This is a genomic window from Leptolyngbya sp. ST-U4, from assembly GCF_039962215.1.
Classification (GTDB): domain Bacteria; phylum Cyanobacteriota; class Cyanobacteriia; order Elainellales; family Elainellaceae; genus Leptolyngbya_A.
Map to the genome: position 1 here is coordinate 116,117 of NZ_JAMPKZ010000007.1, position 20,389 is coordinate 136,505.

A 20,389-nucleotide genomic window follows, 5' to 3' on the forward strand; every position below is an offset into this window, starting at 1 on the left:
TGCCCCTGCTGATCATCTCTCTGGTTAGCTTTTTTGGGCAAGTTGTTCTTTGCTTCCCTACTTCGATCATTAAATTTGTGCCTTATTCTGAGCTTCCTGATTCGTTTGACGTTTTGATTATTGGCGGTGGTGCGGCTGGACTATATGCAGCACTTCGCATTCCCCAGCATTACCGCGTTGGCCTAATTACCAAAGAAACCCTCTCTCTCTCTGCAAGTGACTGGGCACAAGGGGGCATTGCAGCCGCGATCGACCCGCAGGATTCGCCGAGTTTACATATCGAAGATACGCTGAAGGCAGGGGCAGGCTTGTGCGAGCCACAGGCAGTCGAGCTTTTGGCAACCCAGGCTGCGGACTGTATTGCGTCGTTGCTTGAGATGGGCGTGCGGTTTGATCGGCGGGAAAATCAGCTCGCTCTGACGCTAGAGGCGGCTCATTCTCAACGGCGAGTGCTTCATGCAGCAGATACAACAGGCAGAGCCTTGGTGAATACGCTCGTAGAGCAGGTTTTAAAGCGATCGAACGTTCAAATCCTGGAGCAGGCATTTGTGCTGGATCTGTGGCTAGAAAACCAGCAATGTTGCGGGGTCAGTTTGCTGTACCAAAACCTGCTTTGCTGGCTGCGGGCAGGAGCGGTCATTCTGGCGACGGGTGGCGGCGGGCAGGTCTTTGCCCAAACGACAAATCCGGCAGTCAGCACAGGCGACGGGGTGGCGATGGCATGGCGGGCAGGGGCAGAGCTGCGCGATTTAGAATTTGTGCAGTTTCATCCCACTGCCTTGACTTACCCTGGCGCACCGCGATTTTTGATTAGCGAGGCGGTTCGGGGGGAAGGGGCGCATCTGGTGGACTCGGCTGGACACCGATTTGCCTTTGACTACCATCCGGCAGGTGAACTCGCACCGCGTGATGTGGTAAGTCGAGCAATTTTTAGCCATCTGCAAAAGACGGCTGCTGATCCTGCAATTGCTTACGTCTGGCTGGATTTGCGTCCCATCCCTGCAGCAACGATTCGCCATCGCTTTCCAAACATCATGGGAGTTTGCCAGCAGTGGGGAATTGATATTTTCCAACAGCCGATTCCGGTCGCGCCTGCGGCTCATTACTGGATGGGCGGTGTGACTGCCGATCGCCTCAATCAAACCACGATCGCCGGACTCTTTGCCGTTGGCGAAACGGCTAGCACAGGCGTACATGGTGCAAATCGATTAGCCAGTAATTCGCTGCTAGAATGCATCGTCTTTGGAGCGCAGTTTTCAGCGTTAGACTTACCCGTGACAGAACCAATTGCCGACCCAACGCTGAATCAGTCTTCTATCCAACGGGTAGAATGGTTCGATCGCAGGCAAGAAACGCTGCCGTGGCAAACGGATGCTGAATACTTGAGTAAACTCCGTGACCTGATTCCCCGATTGGTCTGGCAAAGTGCGGGAATTTGTCGAGAGGCAGCCTCACTTCGGCAAGCGATCGAGCAGATCGACCAATGGCAACAAAGGTTTGACCATCTGACCCTGAGTCAGGAGCTAAATCGCTGGCTCAGCAGCCCGTCCACTAACCGGATTACCCTGAGCGAAACTCTTGCACCATCTGCGCCATTCGAGCTAGCAAATTTGATCCGCCTGTGGGGCGAAACTCGCAATTTGCTCAACGTGGGCAATTTAATTCTTAAAAGTGCTGCCTTTCGCACTGAAAGTCGTGGAGGGCACTATCGCACTGATCACCCGAACATTGAACCTGACTGGCAAGTTCATACGCTGATTGAGAGCCATCGCTGGAAACGATCCGCAAGCATTGGCTGACGAGCACGATTTACCCTCAAGAAACTGAGCCGTTAGCGGGCTCCAGACCCCTGAGTGCGATCGGGTGTGCCTTCGCCCGGCATTGTGGGATTGTCGCTGTACTGACTGAGCTTAATCGAAGCCTTGTATACCTGCTTTGGAGCGGCAGGGCTGTTATCGTTGGCGAATAAGTTGCTGGAAAATGAATCGTTGGAAAGCGATTTTTCCTGTAAGTCGATCGATCCATTCACTGATTTTTGGATTTCACCGTTCTCACTGAATGCAGCCGCAGAGGCAGCGGGTAGAGCAATTCCAACGCTGATGCCTGCAATGTGCAAAACGTTTGCCATCACGACAACTGCAAAAACTCGCTTTAAGATATGCATAATTTCAACAAAACACCGTAGATTCACCCAAGTAGGGTTAGTATATCTGCCTATTTGCTAAAAAAGCCAGTGCATTCACTGACTTTATGATGAATCCGGGAAGTAATTGCTGACACCACCCAATGGGATGAGTTATATCCTTTACTGTAACTAAATAAATTAAGCCGTAAGTTCACTGACTTTATTAACGGCTAGAAAAGAATTTCTTCCAGAAGGAATATAGCCATTATGGCTTGCTCTCATGGAAACAACGGAGATCGTTACGCTTTGACGTGGATTGTAAACTCTTTTAGCATAGTGGCTTAATGTGATGAGATATAGCCAGTTAAATTCCGTAATCCCTACTGAGCTTTGCAAACTAAGATTCAGCTTTATGCCACTCTCCACCAGCTACATCGGCGAGATAAAATACAAAATCTGGCATGATTAGCTCATTGTCCTGTCGTAAGCAGCTCTGAGCCATGACCTCCGACCCAGCTCATTCCCAATCAGAAATTGCCCAATCAGAAATTGATATAGAAGCAGTCCAGCTTAATGAGTCTGCAACTTCTCCTCAGCTCGCTACTGATCAGTATCAGCGCAAAATGCAGCGGCGCAAAGAGGTACAGCAGCAGCGTTTAGCAGAGCGGACGTTAGAAAAAGGACTCATCATCGTTCACACAGGCAACGGCAAGGGCAAGACAACTGCTGCGCTGGGCATGGTGCTTCGATCGCTGGGTCACGGCTATCAAGTAGCGATCGTCCAATTTATCAAAGGAGCCTGGGAGCCTGCGGAAAAGCAAGTTTTTAGCCTCTGGCAAGATCAGCTTGCATTTCACGCGATGGGCGAAGGGTTCACCTGGGAAACTCAGGATCGCGATCGCGATATTCAAGCTGCCAAAGCTGCCTGGGAAAAAGCACTCACTTACATCAACAATCCAGAGTTTCGCCTGGTACTGCTCGATGAAATTAATATCGCGCTCAAGATGGGCTACTTGACCGTAGAGGAAGTTCTACAGGGACTCGATCGCAAACCCGAAGACTCCCATGTGATTCTCACCGGACGGGGCGCACCGCAAGCATTAGTCGATCGAGCCGATCTCGTGACCGAAATGACGCTTGTGAAGCATCCCTTCCGCGAACAGGGAGTGAAGGCACAGCCGGGAATTGAGTTTTGAGCGGGGTTTCGAGCTACTTTGCAGAAGACTTAAACGGACTGCGCTTTTTCCGAGCTTTTTCTTTTGCTCTTTCCCGCTCGTATTCCAGCTCCTTGAGCTTTTTCATGATGCGCCCGAAATACTCCTGCATATAGGATTCCAACGTTGTGGTTTCCTCAGCCGCAATCCCGAATACTGCATAGGTTTCGTCCATCGAAGCGGCCAGCGGCTTGCCCGAAGCGACGACTTCTGAAAAGGCAAGGCGATCGGCAAGGTTCCAGCCCCATTGAAAGAAGCGAGCCGTTCGTTCGACTGCCTTCAAAATCCCGCCGGGCATCCGCGTTACTCTGGCATCTTTACCCGATAGCCGCTCACAGAGTTTGATAATTTCATAAGCTCCCCATGCTTTAGGACCCACCACGGGAAAGCTGCGACCGCTTGCTGCTGACACTTTTAATGCCTGAACCGCAAACTTAGCAATATCTTGCGTATCCATATAGGCGATCGGCGAACTCTCACCCATCACCCAAACCGCCTGATTTTCCAGGATCGGAATGGCATATTGACCAATCAACCCTTGCATAAAGCCACACGGCTTCAAAATAGTGTAGTTTAAGCCGGATTCTGCCAGATATAGCTCGGTGCAGCGCTTGACTTCCATCAAGGGCACATTGGGAAACTTCTCTGCATCCAGGATCGAGAAAAAGATGAATCGCTCTACGGCAGCCGCTTTTGCAGCCTGAATTAGATTTACCTTTCCTTCCCAGTCGACCTGCTTAATGCTTAAAGAGTCAGTGGGTCGGGTCGTGGCGGCATCAATAACAGCAGTTATGCCCTCTAATGCTTCAGGTAGGGTATCAGCGTTGCACAAGTCACCCCGCACCAGCTCTGCCCCCCACTCCTTCAGGAAAGCAGCTTTTCTAGGGCTTCTGACCAGACAACGAACCTGATAACCCTCATCCAGGGCGCGTCGCGTGACTTGTCTTCCTAGAGTGCCCGTCGCACCAACGATGAGTAAGCTCATGAGGGCTTCCGTTACGAATCGTTAACTTTATTAGTTTACGATACCCTAAAACGCCTCAACCACCGCGAGGAAAAATTATTAGTAAAAGTGATTTCTCACCATTATTTCTCACGCTCCAAGAGAGACTGCTGTTTTAAGGGGGACTGTTGCTTAAAAAGACAGCCACATTCCCAAGCGGACCTGAGAAGTGGCTGAGATCTATTGAGATCTATAAAGCCCATGAGGAAAAGCCCATGAGGAGCCAACCCCTCAAATGTTCTTTTTGCGCTACTCTTCACTACCCTGAATTCGGAGCATCAGGAAGCCTAAGCCTAAACCCACGAGAATTAGAGTAAAGGAGAGCAGTGCTGCGTTTAACATTTCGCCGTTCATGCGTGGTTATACTCCTGCATCAAAAAATTGTTAGTGCTAGATTGAACCCTAGGTTTTTCTTGCAGTCGCGGAAAGCTATGCAGGAAAGCCTGGGCAAGAATGCCTATACAAGTATCTTAGGGTAGTTTGACGGTGATCTAAAGGGCTGAATATGCGAACACCAACCGCAGTCAATGTTGCGTCCCGTCCTCGACTGGCGATCGTGTTAGGCGACCCTGCCGGAATCGGGACGGAAGTGGTTTTGAAGGCACTAAGCGACCCTATACTGACCGAGTCCTGTCAAATAACGCTGATTGGTAATCACGTCCTGCTGCACCATACTTATCAACAGTTGCGCCAGACAGAGGCAATTCGGGCGAATTTGACCGTCCTGGCAGACCCTGATGATCTCGACCTGTATAATTTGCCGCTGGAATCGTCGGTGATTGAGCAAATTCAGTTGGGTACGGAGAATGCAGCGAGCGGTGCAGCTAGCTTTCGCTTTTTAGAGACGGCGATCGATCGAACGCTGAACGGTCAATTTGATGGCATTGTCACTGCTCCGATCGCCAAGTCTGCCTGGAACGCTGCCGGATTTCACTATCCCGGACAAACAGAACTGCTGGCAAAAAAAGCAGGGGTAAGCCGCTATGGAATGCTCTTTGTTGCCCGATCGCCGCTTACAGACTGGACATTGAGAACGCTTTTAGCAACAGCCCACATTTCACTGCGGCAGGTTCCCGATGCGCTCACGGCAGATCTGCTGACGCTGAAACTGGAACTGCTAATCGAGTGCCTGCAACAGGATTTTGGCATTGAGCAGCCCCGAATTGCGATCGCCGGACTGAACCCCCATAGCGGTGAACAGGGGCAACTGGGACGAGAAGAACAGGATTTCCTGCTGCCCTGGCTGCGGCAAATGGGCGATCGGTTTCCTCAGGCCAAACTTGATGGACTGATTCCGCCGGATACGCTGTGGGTACGTCCGGGACAAGCCTGGTGGGGTAGTGTAACGCCTGACGCAGCTCATGACGCCTATCTCGCGCTATATCACGATCAGGGATTAATTCCAGTGAAGCTGCTGGCGTTCGATCGAGCCGTGAATACGACGATTGGGCTACCCTTCGTTCGCACTTCTCCTGATCATGGAACCGCATTTGATATCGCCGGACAGGGAATTGCTCAGGCAACCAGTTTTAGAGCGGCGATCGATTTGGCGATCGAGCTAGCTCACCAACGGATAACTCAGCAGTGTTCCCAAATCAGCCCGTAATTTAACACAGGATGAAGCGGTGTTTAAGATCTGTTGAAAGAAACTACGGAGTATTTTGCCAATTAACTGAGTGCCCTGAAACCGATTTAGTCTACCTTTAGGCTGAAACTTTATGTCAAGGTTTGCTGACTTCTGCAATTTTTATTAATATACGAGGAGGAAGATCAGCGCAAGAATAAAAAATATTCAGTATAGCCTAATACAAAAACAACTCTAAAGAACTTGTTTTAGGTTATTCTACCTACGGAATTCCATAGCGTTTTGCTCTGTTTGTAACTTTATTGCGTGGGATTTGGCTTTCTGGCTTATTTCCCGATCTTCTCTGCTTCTAGCTTGTCTGCTTTACTTCGTGACGATCATTTTTGTAGCTGAGGGTGAATCATGGTTCAGTCTATTCAATACTCAATAGATTTGCTTCAGGATGAGGCGCGAGAACTTGTTCATAAGGGTGTAATTAGCCGAAATCAGCCAATTTACGTGCTGTGTCAGTACATTCCTGCTCGTGAGTGGGCGTTTGTAGAATGCGTCCTGGAAAACAACGACTTCCTGCTTCGCGATCGAATTGCAGATTTGTTAGGACGGGAGGAGTGGTCGAACGACTAATTCTTCTCTCGTTCCTAATAAATGACTTAGTTGAAGCAAGGCTACGGGGGTTAGACTCGTAGCTTTTTAATTTTCGTTAATTCTTGCCAAATCTATCCTTACCCCTGTTGTCATCCCACTAACCGCCCCACGGAATCTTTCATATCGTTCAGCAGGAATATCTGCTTTAGCCATACTGCTCTAAATACTGAGCAATGTCTTCACTGATTCGCGTTAGTTCTGCTTCGGTGGTGAGGCGAATTCGATCGTCCCGCAGGGTAATCAGAAGCTTGGCTGCGAACGGACTCGACCAGATATTGGGATTGCAAAACACTTCAAGAAAAACCTCCCCGGTATGGCGATATTCGAGGGGCGGCTGGGGTTCGGGTTTGCTGCCTGCTGCTTTTGCCGCTGTTGCTTTCAGGCTTTGCATCAAGACTGCGATCGCGCTTTGCAGTTCTCTTGCGGCTGTGGGGCTGAAGGCAAAAATCACAGAACCTTCGGATAGATTGAGCTTGATCGGTGAAGAAGACATACTTTACTAAGTTGTACTGAGTTGTACTGAGTTGCTCTTAAACTGCTGCCAGGTTGCCTGACGTTACGTTGCTTTAAGCAAGGATTGCCGGAGCGTGATAATTCTCCCATCCTAACGACCCTTTTGTGATTCGCAAGCAGAGAAGGGCATGAATCTTAGCCGATGGGCTTCTGGCAGATTATCCTTCGTCTGCCGCTTGCGGTCATTCGATCGGCTCAGTAGATTAAGGGAAGAAAAGCGAGACCATGAGGGCGATTTCCCATTCAGGCACGAGGAAAAAGCTGTGGCAATTGATAATCGATCGACTGTTCGCAGAGTTTTAGTGATTACGCTGCTGCTGAATCTATTTGTGATGGGATTAAAGGGAGCAGTGGGGTTCTGGACAGGTTCGCTAAGTTTGCTCGCCGATGCAATTCACAGCTTTACCGATAGTGCGAACAACGTTCTGGGGTTAGTGACCAGCCAATTATCCTCACCGCAGCCTGATCGCGACCACCCCTATGGGCATCAAAAATATGAGGCGATCGGGGCTCTGGGAATTGCTGCCTTTCTGGGAATTGCCTGCTTTACAATTTTGGAGGGAGCGGTCGAGCGTCTTTTAACAGGCGGAGCAGAGGTACAAATTGCTGCGCCAGAACTGGGGCTACTGCTCCTCGTATTAGGCATCAATATTTTTGTGGCATTTTATGAGCGGCGAGTCGGTCGGCGGATTGGTAGTCCGATCTTGCTTGCCGATGCTCAGCACACAATGAGCGATATCTGGGTAACGATCACCGTTCTGACAGGATTACTCGGCATCTGGATTTTTGGCATTCAGTGGCTGGATGTCGTACTGGCGTTTCCAGTTGCGCTGCTGGTTTTTCGGAGTGCCTGGAATGTGCTGCGGGATAATTTGCCCTGGCTGGTCGATGAGATGGCGATCGCGCCTGAAGCAATTCATGCGGTCGTGATGCAGGTTCCCGGTGTACTAAATTGCCACAGCATTGCCTCCAGAGGATTGCTCGGGCGCCAGATATTCGTTGATATGCACCTGATTGTTAACGCTGCCGATGTCGAAACGGCTCATGCCATTACCGAAGCCGTCGAAGCTCGCTTGGAGCAGCACTATCATCCGGTGCGCGTCACAATTCACGTTGAGCCACCTTCGTATGAAAAAGAAGAAATTAGCTACGAGCCGCAGCCTTAGCTTCTAATTCGATCGCTTCAATCAGGGTTAACTCTGTTCACCTTCGATCGCAGGAACAGGGAATCCTATTAATGTAGTTGTGCTGCCTCCATCATGATCGCGAGTTAATTCAGCGGTTGAGGGATTGCCCAGCCTAAACGAGTGGGTTGCTGATAAATGCGTCTCAGGGTGTTGATATCGCGATCAGAAAGCGGCGGCGGTTGGCGTACCTGCGCAGAATACATCACATCCGTTGCAGTCGGGCTATGTCCCCAGATGCCCAATGCATGCCCTAATTCGTGACGAGCAGCAGCGCGCAGATAGTCTTGCGTCTGACCCATGCCCAGCCAGATCGTCATTCGATGCAGAAGGATAGGCTTTTCTGGAATCGTGCGATCGACCCATAAATTAAAGCGAGTTTCGGCTGAACGGGCGCGAAGTTCGGGTTGGCGAGTTGCGCTTCGATCGACCTGAAGCGGTGGAGTTCTACGCCAGATGGCAATATCTGCGGTGTCGGGGACATTTACGACCGTCAACGGTAGATAGGCATTCCATTCCTGAATTGCAGCCGTAACCGCTGTGACCCATTCCTGGCTTCGGTCGGGCATCTGTGTGGCTGGTTCAAAATAAATCCGAACAGGAAAGCGCGACCAGATTAAATATCCAGCGATCGTCGGCTGTATCTTGTCAAAATAGTCATCAAAATACTCGCTTTGCGGTTCAGCTGCCTGTCCACGAGCCAGGGTTGCGGGCATGGTATGAGCCTGAGAAACAGGTAAAAATCGATCGATTTGGGCTGGAGTTGGGGACTGTGAGGTCGATCGAGACGGTGGGAGTTGAGCTTTTGCCCCTGGAATGTCTACTGTAAGTACTAGACCGATCGCCGCCAAGAAAGCGATAAAAAGCACTGAGCAAACAGCCCAGCGCAGTTTAGAAAATTTTTGTTTGCTTTGCCGCTGTCTCAGCATTGGTAGGAAATTTTAGCTGGGCAACCAGCCTGCACTTAGCACGATCGTCAGTCCAATGAAGAGTGCGGTCAGAGTCCAGGTGACGCGATTTAGGGTTAGCTCTGCGCTCTTGGTGCTGGTGAAAAGCTGTGCTTGACCCCCCAATCCACCCAGTCCATCTCCTTTCGGGCTGTGAAGCAGGACTAACACAATCAAACCAGTTGCAGAGATCGCCCAGAGAATTTGAACAGTTGTCGTAATCATAATTCGATCGCTAATTATCGCTAATGGAGGTTCGCTAATGCGGGTAGGGTCAAGCACTCAGGCAAATCACACTCTGAACACTTCGAACAGACTGCTCATTTGCCCCCTTCCCATTCTACAAAGACTGATGGATTGAAGGGCTACAAAGACAGGCGAACCGGAGTGCGATTTGCCCGCACATCAAACCCCATCGCGTCGATCATCGATTGTCCCGTCATTTCTTCTGGCTGCGGCAGTCCTAGAATTTGCAGAATCGTGGGGGCAATATCTGCCAGGGTTCCGTCCGATCGCAGTTCTACATCGGTTCCATGTCCGGGAATCTTGCGCCGTTCGCCCTCAATCAGAATAAAAGGAACTGGATTCGTGGTGTGCGCTGTCCAGGCATTGCCCTGCTCATCACACATCTGCTCAGCGTTGCCGTGATCCGCAATGATAATTGCCGTGCCGCCCATTTTACCGATGCTGTCCAGCAAGCGTCCCAAGCAAGTATCAACCGTTTCCAGAGCTTTGACGGTAGCTTCCAGGTTGCCCGTATGACCTACCATGTCAGGATTCGCGTAGTTAATCACCACCAGCGAGTAAATGCCCTTCTCAATTGCTTCGATCGCCCCTTGCGTCACCTGAGCAGCAGACATGGCAGGAGCGCGGTCATAGGTTGCTACCATTGGGCTGGGAATCAAAAGGCGATCTTCTCCCACAAACGGCTCCTCAATGCCGCCATTGAAGAAATAGGTGACATGGGCATATTTTTCGGTTTCTGCGGTGCGAAACTGCTTCAGCCCGTGCTGAGCCACCACTTGCCCCAAAATATTGTTGAGGTTCTGCGGCTCAAACGCGACCAGGACGGGCAGTGAGCCATCGTACTGAGTAAACGTCACAAAGGAAAGCGGCGCAATCGGAGCACGATCGAACCCAGTGAAGTGAGGGTCAACAAATGCTTGAGTGAGTTCCCTAGCGCGATCAGGACGGAAATTAAAGAAAATCACACCGTCGCCCGGTTCGACTGCGCCCGGAGCAATGCGAGTTGGCAGCACAAACTCATCAGTCAATCCTGCCTCGTAGGAAGCCTTCAGCACTTCGAGTGCCGATTGTCCATTGCCTGACCCGTCTTCGGTCATAACGGCGTATGCTTTTTGAACCCGATCCCAGCGGCGATCGCGATCCATACTGTAGTAACGACCGCTCAACGTTGCGATGCGACCTACGCCTACCGCCTGGATATAGTCTTCAATGTGTTGAATTGCCCCTAGCCCATCAGTCGGTCTGGTGTCGCGACCGTCGGTAACGGCGTGAATGCAAACCTCAGTCAGATTTTGTTCTTTTGCCAGGTCAATCAGCCCAAACAAATGGTTGAGATGGGAATGAACCCCTCCTTCTGAACACAGCCCAACCAGGTGCAGCTTACTGTTTCGCTGCCGGACTTCGTGACAAACTCGCAGGAGTGCTGCATTGCTTAGTAGTGTGCCATCTTCAACAGCATCTGTGATCCGAACGAGTTCCTGAGGGACAGTTCTTCCGGCTCCAATATTAAGGTGTCCCACTTCTGAGTTACCCATCTGACCTTCGGGCAATCCAACGCTTTTTCCAGAAGTTCGGATCAGCGTGTGCGGATAGGCAGCCCATAAACTTTCCATAACGGGAGTTCGAGCAGCCGCAATGGCATTTCCGCTGGTTTCCTCTCGATAGCCCCATCCATCTAATATCACGAGTACTACTGGAGAAATTGGCACCTGCGCCATGTGAATTATCCTTACTGTTCAGCAATCTCTGTGGCAATGATATCACTCAGACTTTCAGATTGTGTCAGCTAAATTCAAGACACGATGACTTTAAATTTTTAGTAAAAGTGAGCGATCAACAACATGATGAGCAGAACAATGAACAGCGGAATTTAGCACACTAAATTAGTCAGTCTGATAAGCATTACTTAAGCCTTACTGCATTAAATATCTAAGAATATCTAATCAATCGATGCAGCTTTTTTGGTGAACTCAAGATCGCAGCTTCAATTCATTGTGTCTTGGCTATCTCTACCCGTTTGGATAGGCAGGACGCTTACTCGATCGCTGATAGCCCCGACCTTTCACCCCTGCACCCCTAAATCTGCACTTGACCAACTTAAAGAAACGCGATAAATAAATCGAAGCAGAATCTTAACCTACACGACGCTTTTGCTTTTCTTTCTGTTTTTCTCGTTTAGCAGCTACTTTCGCTGTTTTTTCTGCCTCGATCGCCGCCAGTCTCACTTTTTCTTTTTCTTCGGCAATTTTATCTAAATAGTAGTGATAGTCACCTGGATAGAGGCGCAATTCTCCGTCGCGAATCTCAACAATTTTGGTCGCAACCTGTGAGATGAAATATCGATCGTGGGAGACGACGATCGCCGTTCCATCGTAATGCTGGAGTGCTTCTTCCAGCGTTTCTTTTGCAGGAATATCGAGGTGGTTTGTTGGCTCGTCTAGAATGAGTAGATTCGCTGGACGCAGCAGCATTTTTGCAAGGGCAAGTCGAGCTTTTTCTCCGCCGCTCAGAGCCGCCACTGGCTTAAAAACCGTATCTTCGCTAAAGAGAAATCGTCCTAACAAAGTCCGAACTTCTTCGTTTTTCCAATCTGGAACCTCGTCGTGAATAGTATCCATTACGGTCTTTTCCAGATCCAGTGCTTCCGCTTGATTTTGCTCGAAATAGCTAGGGATCACTTGATGCGCACCTAGACTGACCGTTCCTTCGAGCGGTGCTTCGCTTCCAGTAATCAGACGCAACAGGGTCGATTTACCCGATCCGTTTGGGCCCAGAATTGCAATGCGATCGCCCCGCTCAAGCAGCAGGTTTGCCCCCAGAAATAAAATATTGTCCTCATAAATATGAGTGAGGTTCCTGATGATGACCACTTCGCGTCCGCTGCGGGGTGCAGGCGGAAACCGGAAGTGCAAGGTTTTTACAGATCCGACCGGAGCGTCAATTCGCTCAATTTTTTCAAGCTGTTTTTCTCGGCTCTTTGCCTGAGTGCTGCGGGTCGCGCTGGCTCGGAAGCGATCGACAAATGCCTGCTGTTTCTCAATTTCCTTTTGCTGCCGCTCAAATGCGCTGAACTGGGCGTTTTGAATTTCTTCTTTTTGCTGAAGGTAACTGCTGTAATTGCCGAGATAGCTTGTGGAGACGCCTCGCTCGGTTTCGACAATCTGATTACACAGGCGATCGAGGAATTCCCGGTCGTGCGACACGATCACCATTGGCGTTTCCAACCCTTTCAGGTAAGTTTCTAGCCATTCGATCGTTTCCAAATCCAGGTGGTTAGTCGGCTCGTCCAGCAGCAGCACATCGGGAGACTGAAGCAGAATTTTGCCCAAGCTCATTCGCATCTGCCAACCGCCGCTAAAATCGCCCACGAGCCGATCGCCGTCCTGCAGCTGAAAGTCAAGCTCCGGCAGAATCTTCTCGATTTGGGCTTCTAGACCGTAGCCGCCGAGTGCCTCAAACTGTCGCTGAAATTTGTCGAGCTTGTGGATCAGGCGATCAAGTTCTGTGGGACTGGCAGACTGCATCTCGTGCTGGACGGCTTGCAGTGCCTCGTGGGCGTCATTGGCTTCTCGAAATGCCCGCCACATTTCATCTCGGACGGTGCGGTCTACCTGTACATCAAATTCCTGCGTCAGGTAAGCAATCTTCAAGCTGGATGGACGAATGATTTCTCCGGAAGTCGGTTCGATTTCCCCGGCAATAATTTTGAGCTGGGTTGATTTTCCTGCCCCATTCACGCCCACCAGACCGATGCGATCGCCCGGTTTTACTTCCCAGTTCACGTCCTTTAGCACTTCGCCGGTCGGATAAATTTTGGAGATGTGTTCCAGACGCAGCATTGCAGGACTCCACTCGAAATGAGGAAAACGCCACATCAAATGTAACAGAAATGTTATCGCTTCAGTGACGTAAGCAATACTTGCTAGCTTGGGCTCGAAGCAGACGCAAACTTACCTGCTTAAGATATTTGAACAAGGAGGATGCTTGAACAAGCGAGCGGGCAAATGGGCAGGTGGGGCATAGCCGCGGGCAGTGCGTTGGATGTTTCGTCTCTGCAGGGTCTTGGTGGGCGTGGGTAGGGAGGCTCTCACCACTGAGCAGCACCCTTGTAAATCTTGAGATTCAAGAGATTAAAAGATTAAAGCGTTTGTTTGACCGCAACAGGCAGCTCAAACTGCTGCTCGATCGTCAACTTCCGCTCTGTCATGCCTTGCTCAAACAAATGGGTCGGCAATGCTTCTTCCACCGTCCAGACTCCTGGCTTTTGCAGCGCACCCGATAGCAACACCTGAGCAATACTCCCTGTGCCGCAGCCGGAAGCGTATGCAGTGTTTTCGTGGGCAAAGGTTGAAACGTACTGGGTGGGCTGCCCGTTGCGCTTTCCACGCACTTCTGCCCGCATTGCCACGCCAATACCGCTCCAGCGATCGGTCACGCTAGTCATGGTGTAGCTAGTTTTCGACAAAAATTCGATCATCCATGGTTGCCGCATCAGTTGGCGCGGAAACAGGTGAGCTGCCATCCAAGTGAGGCGATTGTAATAGTCGGGCACAGAGCCAAATTTGGTGATCACCGTTTTAACGGGAAATGCCTTGCACAGGGTAAACGCTTCTGGCATATCAAACCAGTACACGCCCGATCGCCCGTAACCGGGAAACTCAGTCATCTCGCGTCCAGTGTAGGGCTTAATTTCCTGCCATCTGCCGTCTACCCAAACCTGAAATGGATTTTGCAATCCGAGGAAAGTTGTCCGCATCACAGTGACGCCTGCGCCGCCCGACCCGGAGACTACATAACTAAGGTGAATCACTTCCGGTTCGTCAAGCTGTTCGACGCCCTGCCGCACCATACTGTTCGAGATACCGGGAAACACGCCAGAGTTAATCACGGCGGTTGTGCCTGCCTGCTGTGCTGCCTCACAGAGACTCAACGCATTTTTGGTAAACGATCGATCGTCGCTCACATCAAGGTAGTTCACGCCTTCGCTGATGCAGGTTTTAAGCGTAATCGCATCCCGGTAACGAAAGGGTCCTGCACAGTGAATCACCAGATCTTTGTCTGCCACCGCCGATCGCAATCGCTCTGCGTCCGAAAGGTCAAGTTCGAGAAACCGCACCCGCTCACCGAGTTTATCGCTCACATGCCCCGTATCAGCCGTGCGTCCTGTAATCGTGACTTCTGCATCGGTGTAGGTCAGCAGATCTGCGGCAACGCTGCTACCAATCCGTCCTCGTCCGCCTACGATTAAAACTTGTTTTGTCATCTTGCGTTGATGTATCAAGTTGTTAAGACAGCGTGTTCTGCTGCGTCGCTATTCTAACTTAGGCAAGAGGTTGACCTGAGCGAAGCGTGAAGATTTGATACAGTCAATCAAAGCGTTTCATCAGCTGAAAAACGATCGCAAAGTTAAGTTTGAAAAATTAAGCTTGGATCTATTTTCCAATCATAAAAGGGTGGCAAGTAGAAAACTAAAGTAAAAAAGGGCGATCGAAATAAAACGCTTCCTAGCAGATGACAAAAGCGGCTGCTTAAAGCGGCGATCGCTTTAACTATGATATTTAAATATCTTAGATTAGCTATCTCAAGCAAATTATCTGAAAGAAATCATTTCAAATAAGTTACCTCAAATATACTAAAGTTGGCTAGCCGTCCAAGCAATTCCTGCACGAAATTACTCGAATGGGCTAACCAACTGAATTTATGTCAACGGTTTTATTTAACCGTATTGAACCGCTTGGGGAATAACAGATTTATTGCAGGTGAAGCAGGTCGCGCACGACGCTGTAACCACCCAGATCCCAAAGCAGGTATGCTACGAAGCCAATCATTGCCAGACGACCGTTCCACAGTTCTGCTTGGGGATTCCAGCCGAACAGGAAGGCATTACGGTCTTTACCGTTATAAGCACTAGCGACGGGGGGTAGATCGGTTGCGTTACGAGTTTCCATTGGTTAGACTCCTAAGTTGCTGACAAACGTTACGTTATGTTTCATACCTTAGCTTTCGCAGCAACTTGTGCTATCCCTCGGAGGTTATAGATCGACGATCGAGTTTTTAGAGCATGATTCGCCTCAATTAACCTCATTGTTAACTGAAATTGACTATCAACCAGAAATTGATGTGGTATTTCTATCTATTTACAGGTGATAAATCCCTTAATTTCATTATGTATGTTGCACCTTAACTGATTCAAAACCAATTCAAAATCGATTCAAAACTGATCCAGTCCTGCTTATAAGGTCGATCAGTCTTCTGAGAGATGAATTTCCTCGATCGCCTGTGTCACTTTCAGGAAAGAGTTGTGCCAAAGCAATTTAAGAGGAGAACAAAAGATTATGGCGACGACATTAGATGACGCAAAGCGGCAAGCGATTGGCATGAAGCTGTCAGAAATGGCAGAGATGCAAAAGTTTTTGATGGAAAGCGAGCAGCAGTTCATCTCTCAGATTGCTGATGATGACATTCGCGATCGTCTGCGGAGTATGCTTCAGGATGATCAGAAGAACCTAGGCATTATTGAAACTGTTATTGTTCAGTATGGTGTGAAAGCTGACCCCAAACCATCTTCATTCCAGATGATTGAAATGGGTCGTCAGATCAACAACAGTTCTGACTTCTCTGTGCTGGAGAAGCTATCTCATCACGAACTGATGAAGCATGCTGTCACTATGATGGGTCTGCTGGTTCACAAGTGTGCCCAAGTTGTGGGTGCAGACGTAGAAGCTGCAATCACTCCGCTCAACACCGTCAACTTTGAAAACCGCGCTCACCAGGAACAGCTCAAGGGCGTTCTGGAGAAAGTTGGCGTTCGTGAACTGACGGGCAAAGAAGCTGACCAAGGTCTGTGGGGACGGGTTCAGGATGCTGTTGCTGCGCTGTCTGGTGTTGCAGGAAGTGTTCTGACTCAAAACACCGATCGCTCTGACATGACGCTGCAAGATATCCTCCGCATGGATCACCAGAAAGTGAACGTGCTGTTTGCAGAAATCATGCAGACCAATGACCCGATGAAGCGTCGCGAATACTTCGGTCAGCTCTACAAAGATCTGCGCGCTCATGCCCTAGCAGAAGACGAAATCGCATACCCCGCAGTGCGCGGCAAATATCCCGAAAGCGATCTGCAAGAGCTGTACAACGAGCAAGATTCTTGGTTGCCCAAGCTCGACCAGATGGCGAAGATGGATATGATGTCTGAGCAGTTCATGAACGAAATTCGTCAGCTCATGAGCGAAGTTCAAGATCACGTTCGTCAGGAAGAAAGCACTTTCTTTGCAGCCGTGCGTGACAGCTTTGGCAAAGAAGAGCAAGAGCGTCTGGGTTCTCAGTTCAAAGCGAAGAAGAGCCAGCTTCAGGACGAAATGAAGTCTTCGATGTCGATGTAATTCGATGTAATTATCCAAACCGTCTCCCTACCCCCTAATGCTGGGAAACTGGGCCCCTAAAAGTCTTCTTTTGCAAGTGAAAGGCTTAGCAGCTTAAGGTCCCCACCCTTCGGGAATTTAGGGGCGGCATCGGACATTGAATATTCATCAAACAACCTCAATTGCAGGTTAAACGATTTATCCCCCCTCAGATTCATATCAGGGGGGATTGCTATGCAAATTAAGTTTTTCACATCTTAAGTTTTTCATATTTGATAAGGAGGTTAAATCATGTCCCCCGAATCTCAAAAGCTTCAGCCCCCGCAGCATCAAAACCAGCAGCCCGGTTTAGAGTCCGAAATGACGCCTAAGCCCCAAGCTGTTGACTCGAAGTACAAAGGCAGCGACAAACTTCTAGATAAAGTCGCGCTTATTACAGGCGGCGATAGCGGGATTGGTCGTGCTGCTGCAATTCTGTTTGCCAGAGAAGGTGCAGATGTAGCGATCGTTTATCTCAACGAACACGACGATGCCCAGCAAACCAAAATGATGATTGAGCAGGAAGGTCGTCGCTGTATTTTGATTCCGGGTGATATTGGTTCGGAAGATTTCTGCAAAGATGCTGTTTCTGAAACGGTTCAGGAATTCGGGCATCTGGATATTTTGGTGAACAACGCCGCTGAACAGCATCCGCAAAAAAGCATTGAAGACATTACCGCAGACCAGCTTGAGCGCACCTTCCGCACGAATATCTTTGGAATGTTCTTCCTGACCAAGGCAGCTTTGCCTCACCTGAAAGAAGGCAGTACCATTATCAACACGACGTCGGTGACTGCTTATCAGGGCAGCCCGGAACTGCTAGATTACTCCTCTACCAAAGGCGCGATCGTAGCATTCACGCGATCGCTGTCAAAGTCTCTGATTGAGAAAGGCATCCGCGTGAACGGTGTGGCTCCGGGACCCATCTGGACTCCGCTCATCCCTGCAACTTTCCCCGAAGACAAGGTGGCACAGTTTGGCAAGCAGGCTCCGATGCAGCGCGCCGGACAGCCCGAAGAAATCGCGCCCTGCTATGTGTTCCTGGCATCCGATGACTCGTCCTACATGTCAGGTCAAATTCTGCACCCGAACGGGGGCGCAGTGGTGAACGGCTAATTGTTACCGTAATCCGAAGTGCCCGATTGATCCATGAAACCTACTCTTTTGTGGGCAATGGATTCACACTTCTTCCAAACCCTCTGCCAACGTTGGTAGGGGGATTATGCTTTCTCGGCTCAGGTTTTCCCTTTAATGTTTCAGGACGTTCTTCGATCGATCAAACATTTCTGGCTACGGCGAATTTATCCTAGCCTTGCCAGTTTGATTGCGGCGATCGGCACGGTGGGCTTGATTAGCTGCTTATCGGTGCTGTGGTTAGTTGCCCATCTTAGCGACGAAATCCTGGAGCGCGAAAACTTTGCGTTTAACACTGCTTTTTTAAACTGGCTGCATCAGTTTACAAATCCGACGCTCGATCGCCTGATGCTGTCGATTACCCATCTGGGAAGTTGGCCGATCGTTGTGCCAATTCTCCTTACTGTTTTTTTAACGCTCTGGCTCAAGCGACAGCGACAGGAAGCACAGATTTTTCTGATTGCCAATATCGGTGCATTTATTCTCAAAAACGCGCTGAAGCTCTTTTTCAAAAATCCCCGTCCGGCGTTGTGGATGCGGCTAATCACTGAAACGTCTTACAGTTTTCCGAGCGGTCATGCGCTGGGGTCAATGGTGCTATACGGCATGATCGCATTTCTGCTTGCAAGGCACTTTCCAAAAAGAGCAGGCTGGTTTTATGGAATCGCAGCCGTGCTAACTGGGGCGATCGGCTTTAGTCGGCTGTATCTGGGGGTGCATTGGGTGACGGATGTTGTCGGCGGCTGGGGAATGGGATTTTTGTGGCTGATGATTTGCGTGGTGATGCTGCGGTTAAAGCAACCGCTTGTGGTTTGATGGCGATAGCGATCGGAGTTTGAGATTTAGAAAGCAACACAAGCTGAAAGCCCCTGGAATCAAAGAATTCAGGGGACTTTTCGCTAACAACGCTGCTAACAATGCAGGCGCGCTCGCAACTCGGACTGAGGATATTGCTTTAGCTCACTTGTTCATCTTGCTTATTTAGCTCACTTGTCGATGCAGGACTTCGGTTCGTTCGGCGAGCTTCTCTCCGCCCGCTTCTGCCAGTGCCCGCACATATTTCGACTTAAATTCTTCCAGCACATCGAGCAGTCTGGACTGAACTTCCTGCAAGGTTTTGTCTTGATCAAATTCCTCGGCGATCGCTTTCCGTAAATTGTGCTGTAGGCGATCAGTAATTTCCTTGCCTTCTGAATCCGAGAGTGCGCCCCTCAGACTCTGATAAATTCCCTGCACTATTGAGTTAGACAACTGCTGCACCACTTGAGTCAAGATTCGTCCCACTCCCGGCATGTGATGAAGCTGGGAATACACGGTCATTTGTTCCAAAGTTCTGGTCAGGCTATGCTGGACCAGCTCCTCGATGTCGGGCTGAATGCGGGGCAGGATGTGATGCACGCTGGTGTCATAAAGCTGATCCGTAATAGCAACCATTTCCTGGGGATTAATCCCGTTTGTTGAGGAGTCCTGATCGGGTAAAGCAGACGATAGCCATTCGATCGGATTACCCTCGCGCAGGGACTCTTTCATCTGGTCAATAATTTGAATTCCCACAATTCCGGCTAAATCGGCTCCGACGGTGACGATCGTATCTCGCTGTACCTGTACCCGGATTGGTTCCAGATCGAGTATATCGACTAGATACAGGCGCAGAGCAACCGGAATGATCCGCAGCCACCGCCAAAACGGAAGCAGTAACAGCAAGTCATACCATTCACGCAGTACCACATCGATCCAGGTTAAATCGGGATTACGACGACGAATCAGGAGAATTCGCATCAGCATATCAACCGCAAAAATCAAAACAAACGGCAGATCAATCAGCCAGAAATAATCGATCGCTGCGCCCCAGGAGTTGACTCTGCGGTAATAGTTTGTCTGAAAAAATGGCTGAATCTGAGCATCCCAAAATGCGAGTTCCTGCTGCCATCCCTGCTGTTCGAGATATGCAGAACTCCAGAATTGATCAAAAGCATCGCGGGTAAAGGGTTGCCCTGTTCTCGTCCGCATATTCTGCTGCACTGTTGCCAGTACTTCTTCTCCACGGGGCGCAGCAAAGGCTGTCGTTAACTGCTGGCTCAGGATTCGCAGTTCCTGCAGCGAGTCTTCCACTTGAGGTGACTGCAACTCGTATTCGGCAAACTGGCCCTTCAGGCGATCGACCTGCATCTGGTAATACTGAGTTTCAGGATGAACCTCAACCCCCTTTACCGGATCATAAATCTGAGTAATATCAGGTAAATATTGCCTGTACACTGGACGCAGATTAAAGTAAGTCAGATCAAAAAAGACTAGCCCCAAATTAATCAGAGCAACGATCGCAATAATCAGCGCGGTGCGAGGATGACGGCGTTCAAAATCAGGCTTAAATTTAACCATAGTCGCTTGGAATA

The 20,389-nt window shown here is 49.7% G+C and carries 19 protein-coding genes; 8 read left to right on the forward strand and 11 right to left on the reverse strand.

Annotation, left to right across the window (positions count from 1 at the left end):
* The first annotated feature begins 77 nt into the window (after nt 1-77).
* Nucleotides 78-1,799, forward strand: a complete 1,722-nt coding sequence (nadB, locus tag NDA02_RS13245; protein ID WP_348255089.1) for an L-aspartate oxidase — start codon at nt 78-80, stop codon at nt 1,797-1,799.
* A 32-nt stretch (nt 1,800-1,831) separates the two neighbouring features.
* Here nadB and NDA02_RS13250 read toward each other — a convergent pair whose 3' ends face one another.
* Nucleotides 1,832-2,128 (reverse strand): hypothetical protein, encoded by a 297-nt coding sequence (locus NDA02_RS13250; RefSeq protein ID WP_190793377.1) that lies wholly within the window; start codon nt 2,126-2,128, stop codon nt 1,832-1,834.
* Nucleotides 2,129-2,625: 497 nt separating this feature from the next.
* Between NDA02_RS13250 and cobO the strand changes: the two genes are divergently transcribed.
* Complete coding sequence (gene cobO / locus NDA02_RS13255; RefSeq protein ID WP_190793376.1) at nt 2,626-3,321, forward strand: cob(I)yrinic acid a,c-diamide adenosyltransferase; 696 nt, start codon at nt 2,626-2,628, stop codon at nt 3,319-3,321.
* Nucleotides 3,322-3,334: 13 nt separating this feature from the next.
* On the opposite strand, the gene NDA02_RS13260 is transcribed toward cobO, so the two are convergent.
* Together NDA02_RS13260 and NDA02_RS13265 are read right to left on the reverse strand one after the other, a co-directional pair.
* Nucleotides 3,335-4,324, reverse strand: coding sequence for an SDR family oxidoreductase (locus NDA02_RS13260; protein WP_190793375.1), 990 nt, complete (start codon nt 4,322-4,324; stop codon nt 3,335-3,337).
* Nucleotides 4,325-4,591: 267 nt separating this feature from the next.
* Nucleotides 4,592-4,696 (reverse strand): PetM family cytochrome b6-f complex subunit 7, encoded by a 105-nt coding sequence (locus NDA02_RS13265; protein WP_190793374.1) that lies wholly within the window; start codon nt 4,694-4,696, stop codon nt 4,592-4,594.
* Between the two features lie 151 nt (nt 4,697-4,847).
* Here NDA02_RS13265 and pdxA point away from each other — a divergent pair, with 151 nt between their 5' ends.
* Nucleotides 4,848-5,948, forward strand: a complete 1,101-nt coding sequence (gene pdxA / locus NDA02_RS13270) for a 4-hydroxythreonine-4-phosphate dehydrogenase PdxA (protein ID WP_190793373.1) — start codon at nt 4,848-4,850, stop codon at nt 5,946-5,948.
* A gap of 381 nt (nt 5,949-6,329) precedes the next feature.
* Complete coding sequence (locus NDA02_RS13275) at nt 6,330-6,551, forward strand: DUF4327 family protein (protein ID WP_190793372.1); 222 nt, start codon at nt 6,330-6,332, stop codon at nt 6,549-6,551.
* Nucleotides 6,552-6,717: 166 nt separating this feature from the next.
* Here the strand turns inward: NDA02_RS13275 and NDA02_RS13280 are convergent, their stop codons facing one another.
* Entirely contained in the window at nt 6,718-7,065 is a 348-nt protein-coding gene (locus tag NDA02_RS13280) for a hypothetical protein (protein WP_190793371.1), read from the reverse strand.
* A gap of 283 nt (nt 7,066-7,348) precedes the next feature.
* On the opposite strand from NDA02_RS13280, the gene NDA02_RS13285 reads away from it, so the two are divergent.
* Nucleotides 7,349-8,251: a cation diffusion facilitator family transporter gene (locus tag NDA02_RS13285; protein WP_190793370.1), complete on the forward strand. Its 903-nt coding sequence runs from the start codon at nt 7,349-7,351 to the stop codon at nt 8,249-8,251.
* Between the two features lie 104 nt (nt 8,252-8,355).
* Here NDA02_RS13285 and NDA02_RS13290 read toward each other — a convergent pair whose 3' ends face one another.
* From NDA02_RS13290 to NDA02_RS13315, 6 genes are all read right to left on the reverse strand, one after another.
* The gene (locus NDA02_RS13290) at nt 8,356-9,138 is read right to left on the reverse strand and encodes a peptidase (protein ID WP_348247627.1); all 783 of its coding nucleotides are present in this window, start codon (nt 9,136-9,138) and stop codon (nt 8,356-8,358) included.
* Between the two features lie 72 nt (nt 9,139-9,210).
* Nucleotides 9,211-9,444, reverse strand: a complete 234-nt coding sequence (secG, locus tag NDA02_RS13295; protein ID WP_348247666.1) for a preprotein translocase subunit SecG — start codon at nt 9,442-9,444, stop codon at nt 9,211-9,213.
* A 137-nt stretch (nt 9,445-9,581) separates the two neighbouring features.
* Nucleotides 9,582-11,180, reverse strand: a complete 1,599-nt coding sequence (gene gpmI, locus NDA02_RS13300) for a 2,3-bisphosphoglycerate-independent phosphoglycerate mutase (protein ID WP_348247628.1) — start codon at nt 11,178-11,180, stop codon at nt 9,582-9,584.
* Between the two features lie 414 nt (nt 11,181-11,594).
* Nucleotides 11,595-13,301 (reverse strand): ABC-F family ATP-binding cassette domain-containing protein, encoded by a 1,707-nt coding sequence (locus NDA02_RS13305; protein WP_348255092.1) that lies wholly within the window; start codon nt 13,299-13,301, stop codon nt 11,595-11,597.
* A 299-nt stretch (nt 13,302-13,600) separates the two neighbouring features.
* Nucleotides 13,601-14,725, reverse strand: coding sequence for a saccharopine dehydrogenase NADP-binding domain-containing protein (locus NDA02_RS13310; protein WP_190790016.1), 1,125 nt, complete (start codon nt 14,723-14,725; stop codon nt 13,601-13,603).
* Between the two features lie 487 nt (nt 14,726-15,212).
* On the reverse strand, nt 15,213-15,410 hold the full coding sequence (locus tag NDA02_RS13315) for a chlorophyll a/b-binding protein (protein WP_190790015.1): 198 nt from the start codon (nt 15,408-15,410) through the stop codon (nt 15,213-15,215).
* A gap of 387 nt (nt 15,411-15,797) precedes the next feature.
* Between NDA02_RS13315 and NDA02_RS13320 the strand changes: the two genes are divergently transcribed.
* The 3 genes from NDA02_RS13320 (at nt 15,798) to NDA02_RS13330 (ending at nt 18,812) form a co-directional block, all read left to right on the forward strand.
* Nucleotides 15,798-16,844, forward strand: coding sequence for a hemerythrin domain-containing protein (locus NDA02_RS13320; RefSeq protein WP_190790014.1), 1,047 nt, complete (start codon nt 15,798-15,800; stop codon nt 16,842-16,844).
* A 270-nt stretch (nt 16,845-17,114) separates the two neighbouring features.
* The gene (locus NDA02_RS13325) at nt 17,115-17,978 is read left to right on the forward strand and encodes an SDR family oxidoreductase (protein WP_190790013.1); all 864 of its coding nucleotides are present in this window, start codon (nt 17,115-17,117) and stop codon (nt 17,976-17,978) included.
* A gap of 135 nt (nt 17,979-18,113) precedes the next feature.
* Nucleotides 18,114-18,812, forward strand: a complete 699-nt coding sequence (locus tag NDA02_RS13330) for a phosphatase PAP2 family protein (RefSeq protein ID WP_348255094.1) — start codon at nt 18,114-18,116, stop codon at nt 18,810-18,812.
* A 165-nt stretch (nt 18,813-18,977) separates the two neighbouring features.
* Here NDA02_RS13330 and NDA02_RS13335 read toward each other — a convergent pair whose 3' ends face one another.
* A complete protein-coding gene (locus NDA02_RS13335; protein WP_348255096.1) occupies nt 18,978-20,375 on the reverse strand; it encodes a hypothetical protein in 1,398 nt (465 codons plus the stop codon).
* Nucleotides 20,376-20,389: the final 14 nt, after the last annotated feature.

Excerpts from the sequence above, each read along its gene's own strand:
- NDA02_RS13250 (WP_190793377.1), bottom strand. The coding sequence starts at position 2,128 with ATGGCAAACGTTTTGCACATTGCAGGCATCAGCGTTGGAATTGCTCTA.
- cobO (WP_190793376.1), top strand. The coding sequence starts at position 2,626 with ATGACCTCCGACCCAGCTCATTCCCAATCAGAAATTGCCCAATCAGAA.
- NDA02_RS13260 (WP_190793375.1), bottom strand. The coding sequence starts at position 4,324 with ATGAGCTTACTCATCGTTGGTGCGACGGGCACTCTAGGAAGACAAGTC.
- NDA02_RS13265 (WP_190793374.1), bottom strand. The coding sequence starts at position 4,696 with ATGAACGGCGAAATGTTAAACGCAGCACTGCTCTCCTTTACTCTAATT.
- pdxA (WP_190793373.1), top strand. The coding sequence starts at position 4,848 with ATGCGAACACCAACCGCAGTCAATGTTGCGTCCCGTCCTCGACTGGCG.
- NDA02_RS13275 (WP_190793372.1), top strand. The coding sequence starts at position 6,330 with ATGGTTCAGTCTATTCAATACTCAATAGATTTGCTTCAGGATGAGGCG.
- NDA02_RS13280 (WP_190793371.1), bottom strand. The coding sequence starts at position 7,065 with ATGTCTTCTTCACCGATCAAGCTCAATCTATCCGAAGGTTCTGTGATT.
- gpmI (WP_348247628.1), bottom strand. The coding sequence starts at position 11,180 with ATGGCGCAGGTGCCAATTTCTCCAGTAGTACTCGTGATATTAGATGGA.
- NDA02_RS13305 (WP_348255092.1), bottom strand. The coding sequence starts at position 13,301 with ATGCTGCGTCTGGAACACATCTCCAAAATTTATCCGACCGGCGAAGTG.
- NDA02_RS13310 (WP_190790016.1), bottom strand. The coding sequence starts at position 14,725 with ATGACAAAACAAGTTTTAATCGTAGGCGGACGAGGACGGATTGGTAGC.
- NDA02_RS13315 (WP_190790015.1), bottom strand. The coding sequence starts at position 15,410 with ATGGAAACTCGTAACGCAACCGATCTACCCCCCGTCGCTAGTGCTTAT.
- NDA02_RS13320 (WP_190790014.1), top strand. The coding sequence starts at position 15,798 with ATGGCGACGACATTAGATGACGCAAAGCGGCAAGCGATTGGCATGAAG.
- NDA02_RS13325 (WP_190790013.1), top strand. The coding sequence starts at position 17,115 with ATGTCCCCCGAATCTCAAAAGCTTCAGCCCCCGCAGCATCAAAACCAG.
- NDA02_RS13330 (WP_348255094.1), top strand. The coding sequence starts at position 18,114 with ATGTTTCAGGACGTTCTTCGATCGATCAAACATTTCTGGCTACGGCGA.
- NDA02_RS13335 (WP_348255096.1), bottom strand. The coding sequence starts at position 20,375 with ATGGTTAAATTTAAGCCTGATTTTGAACGCCGTCATCCTCGCACCGCG.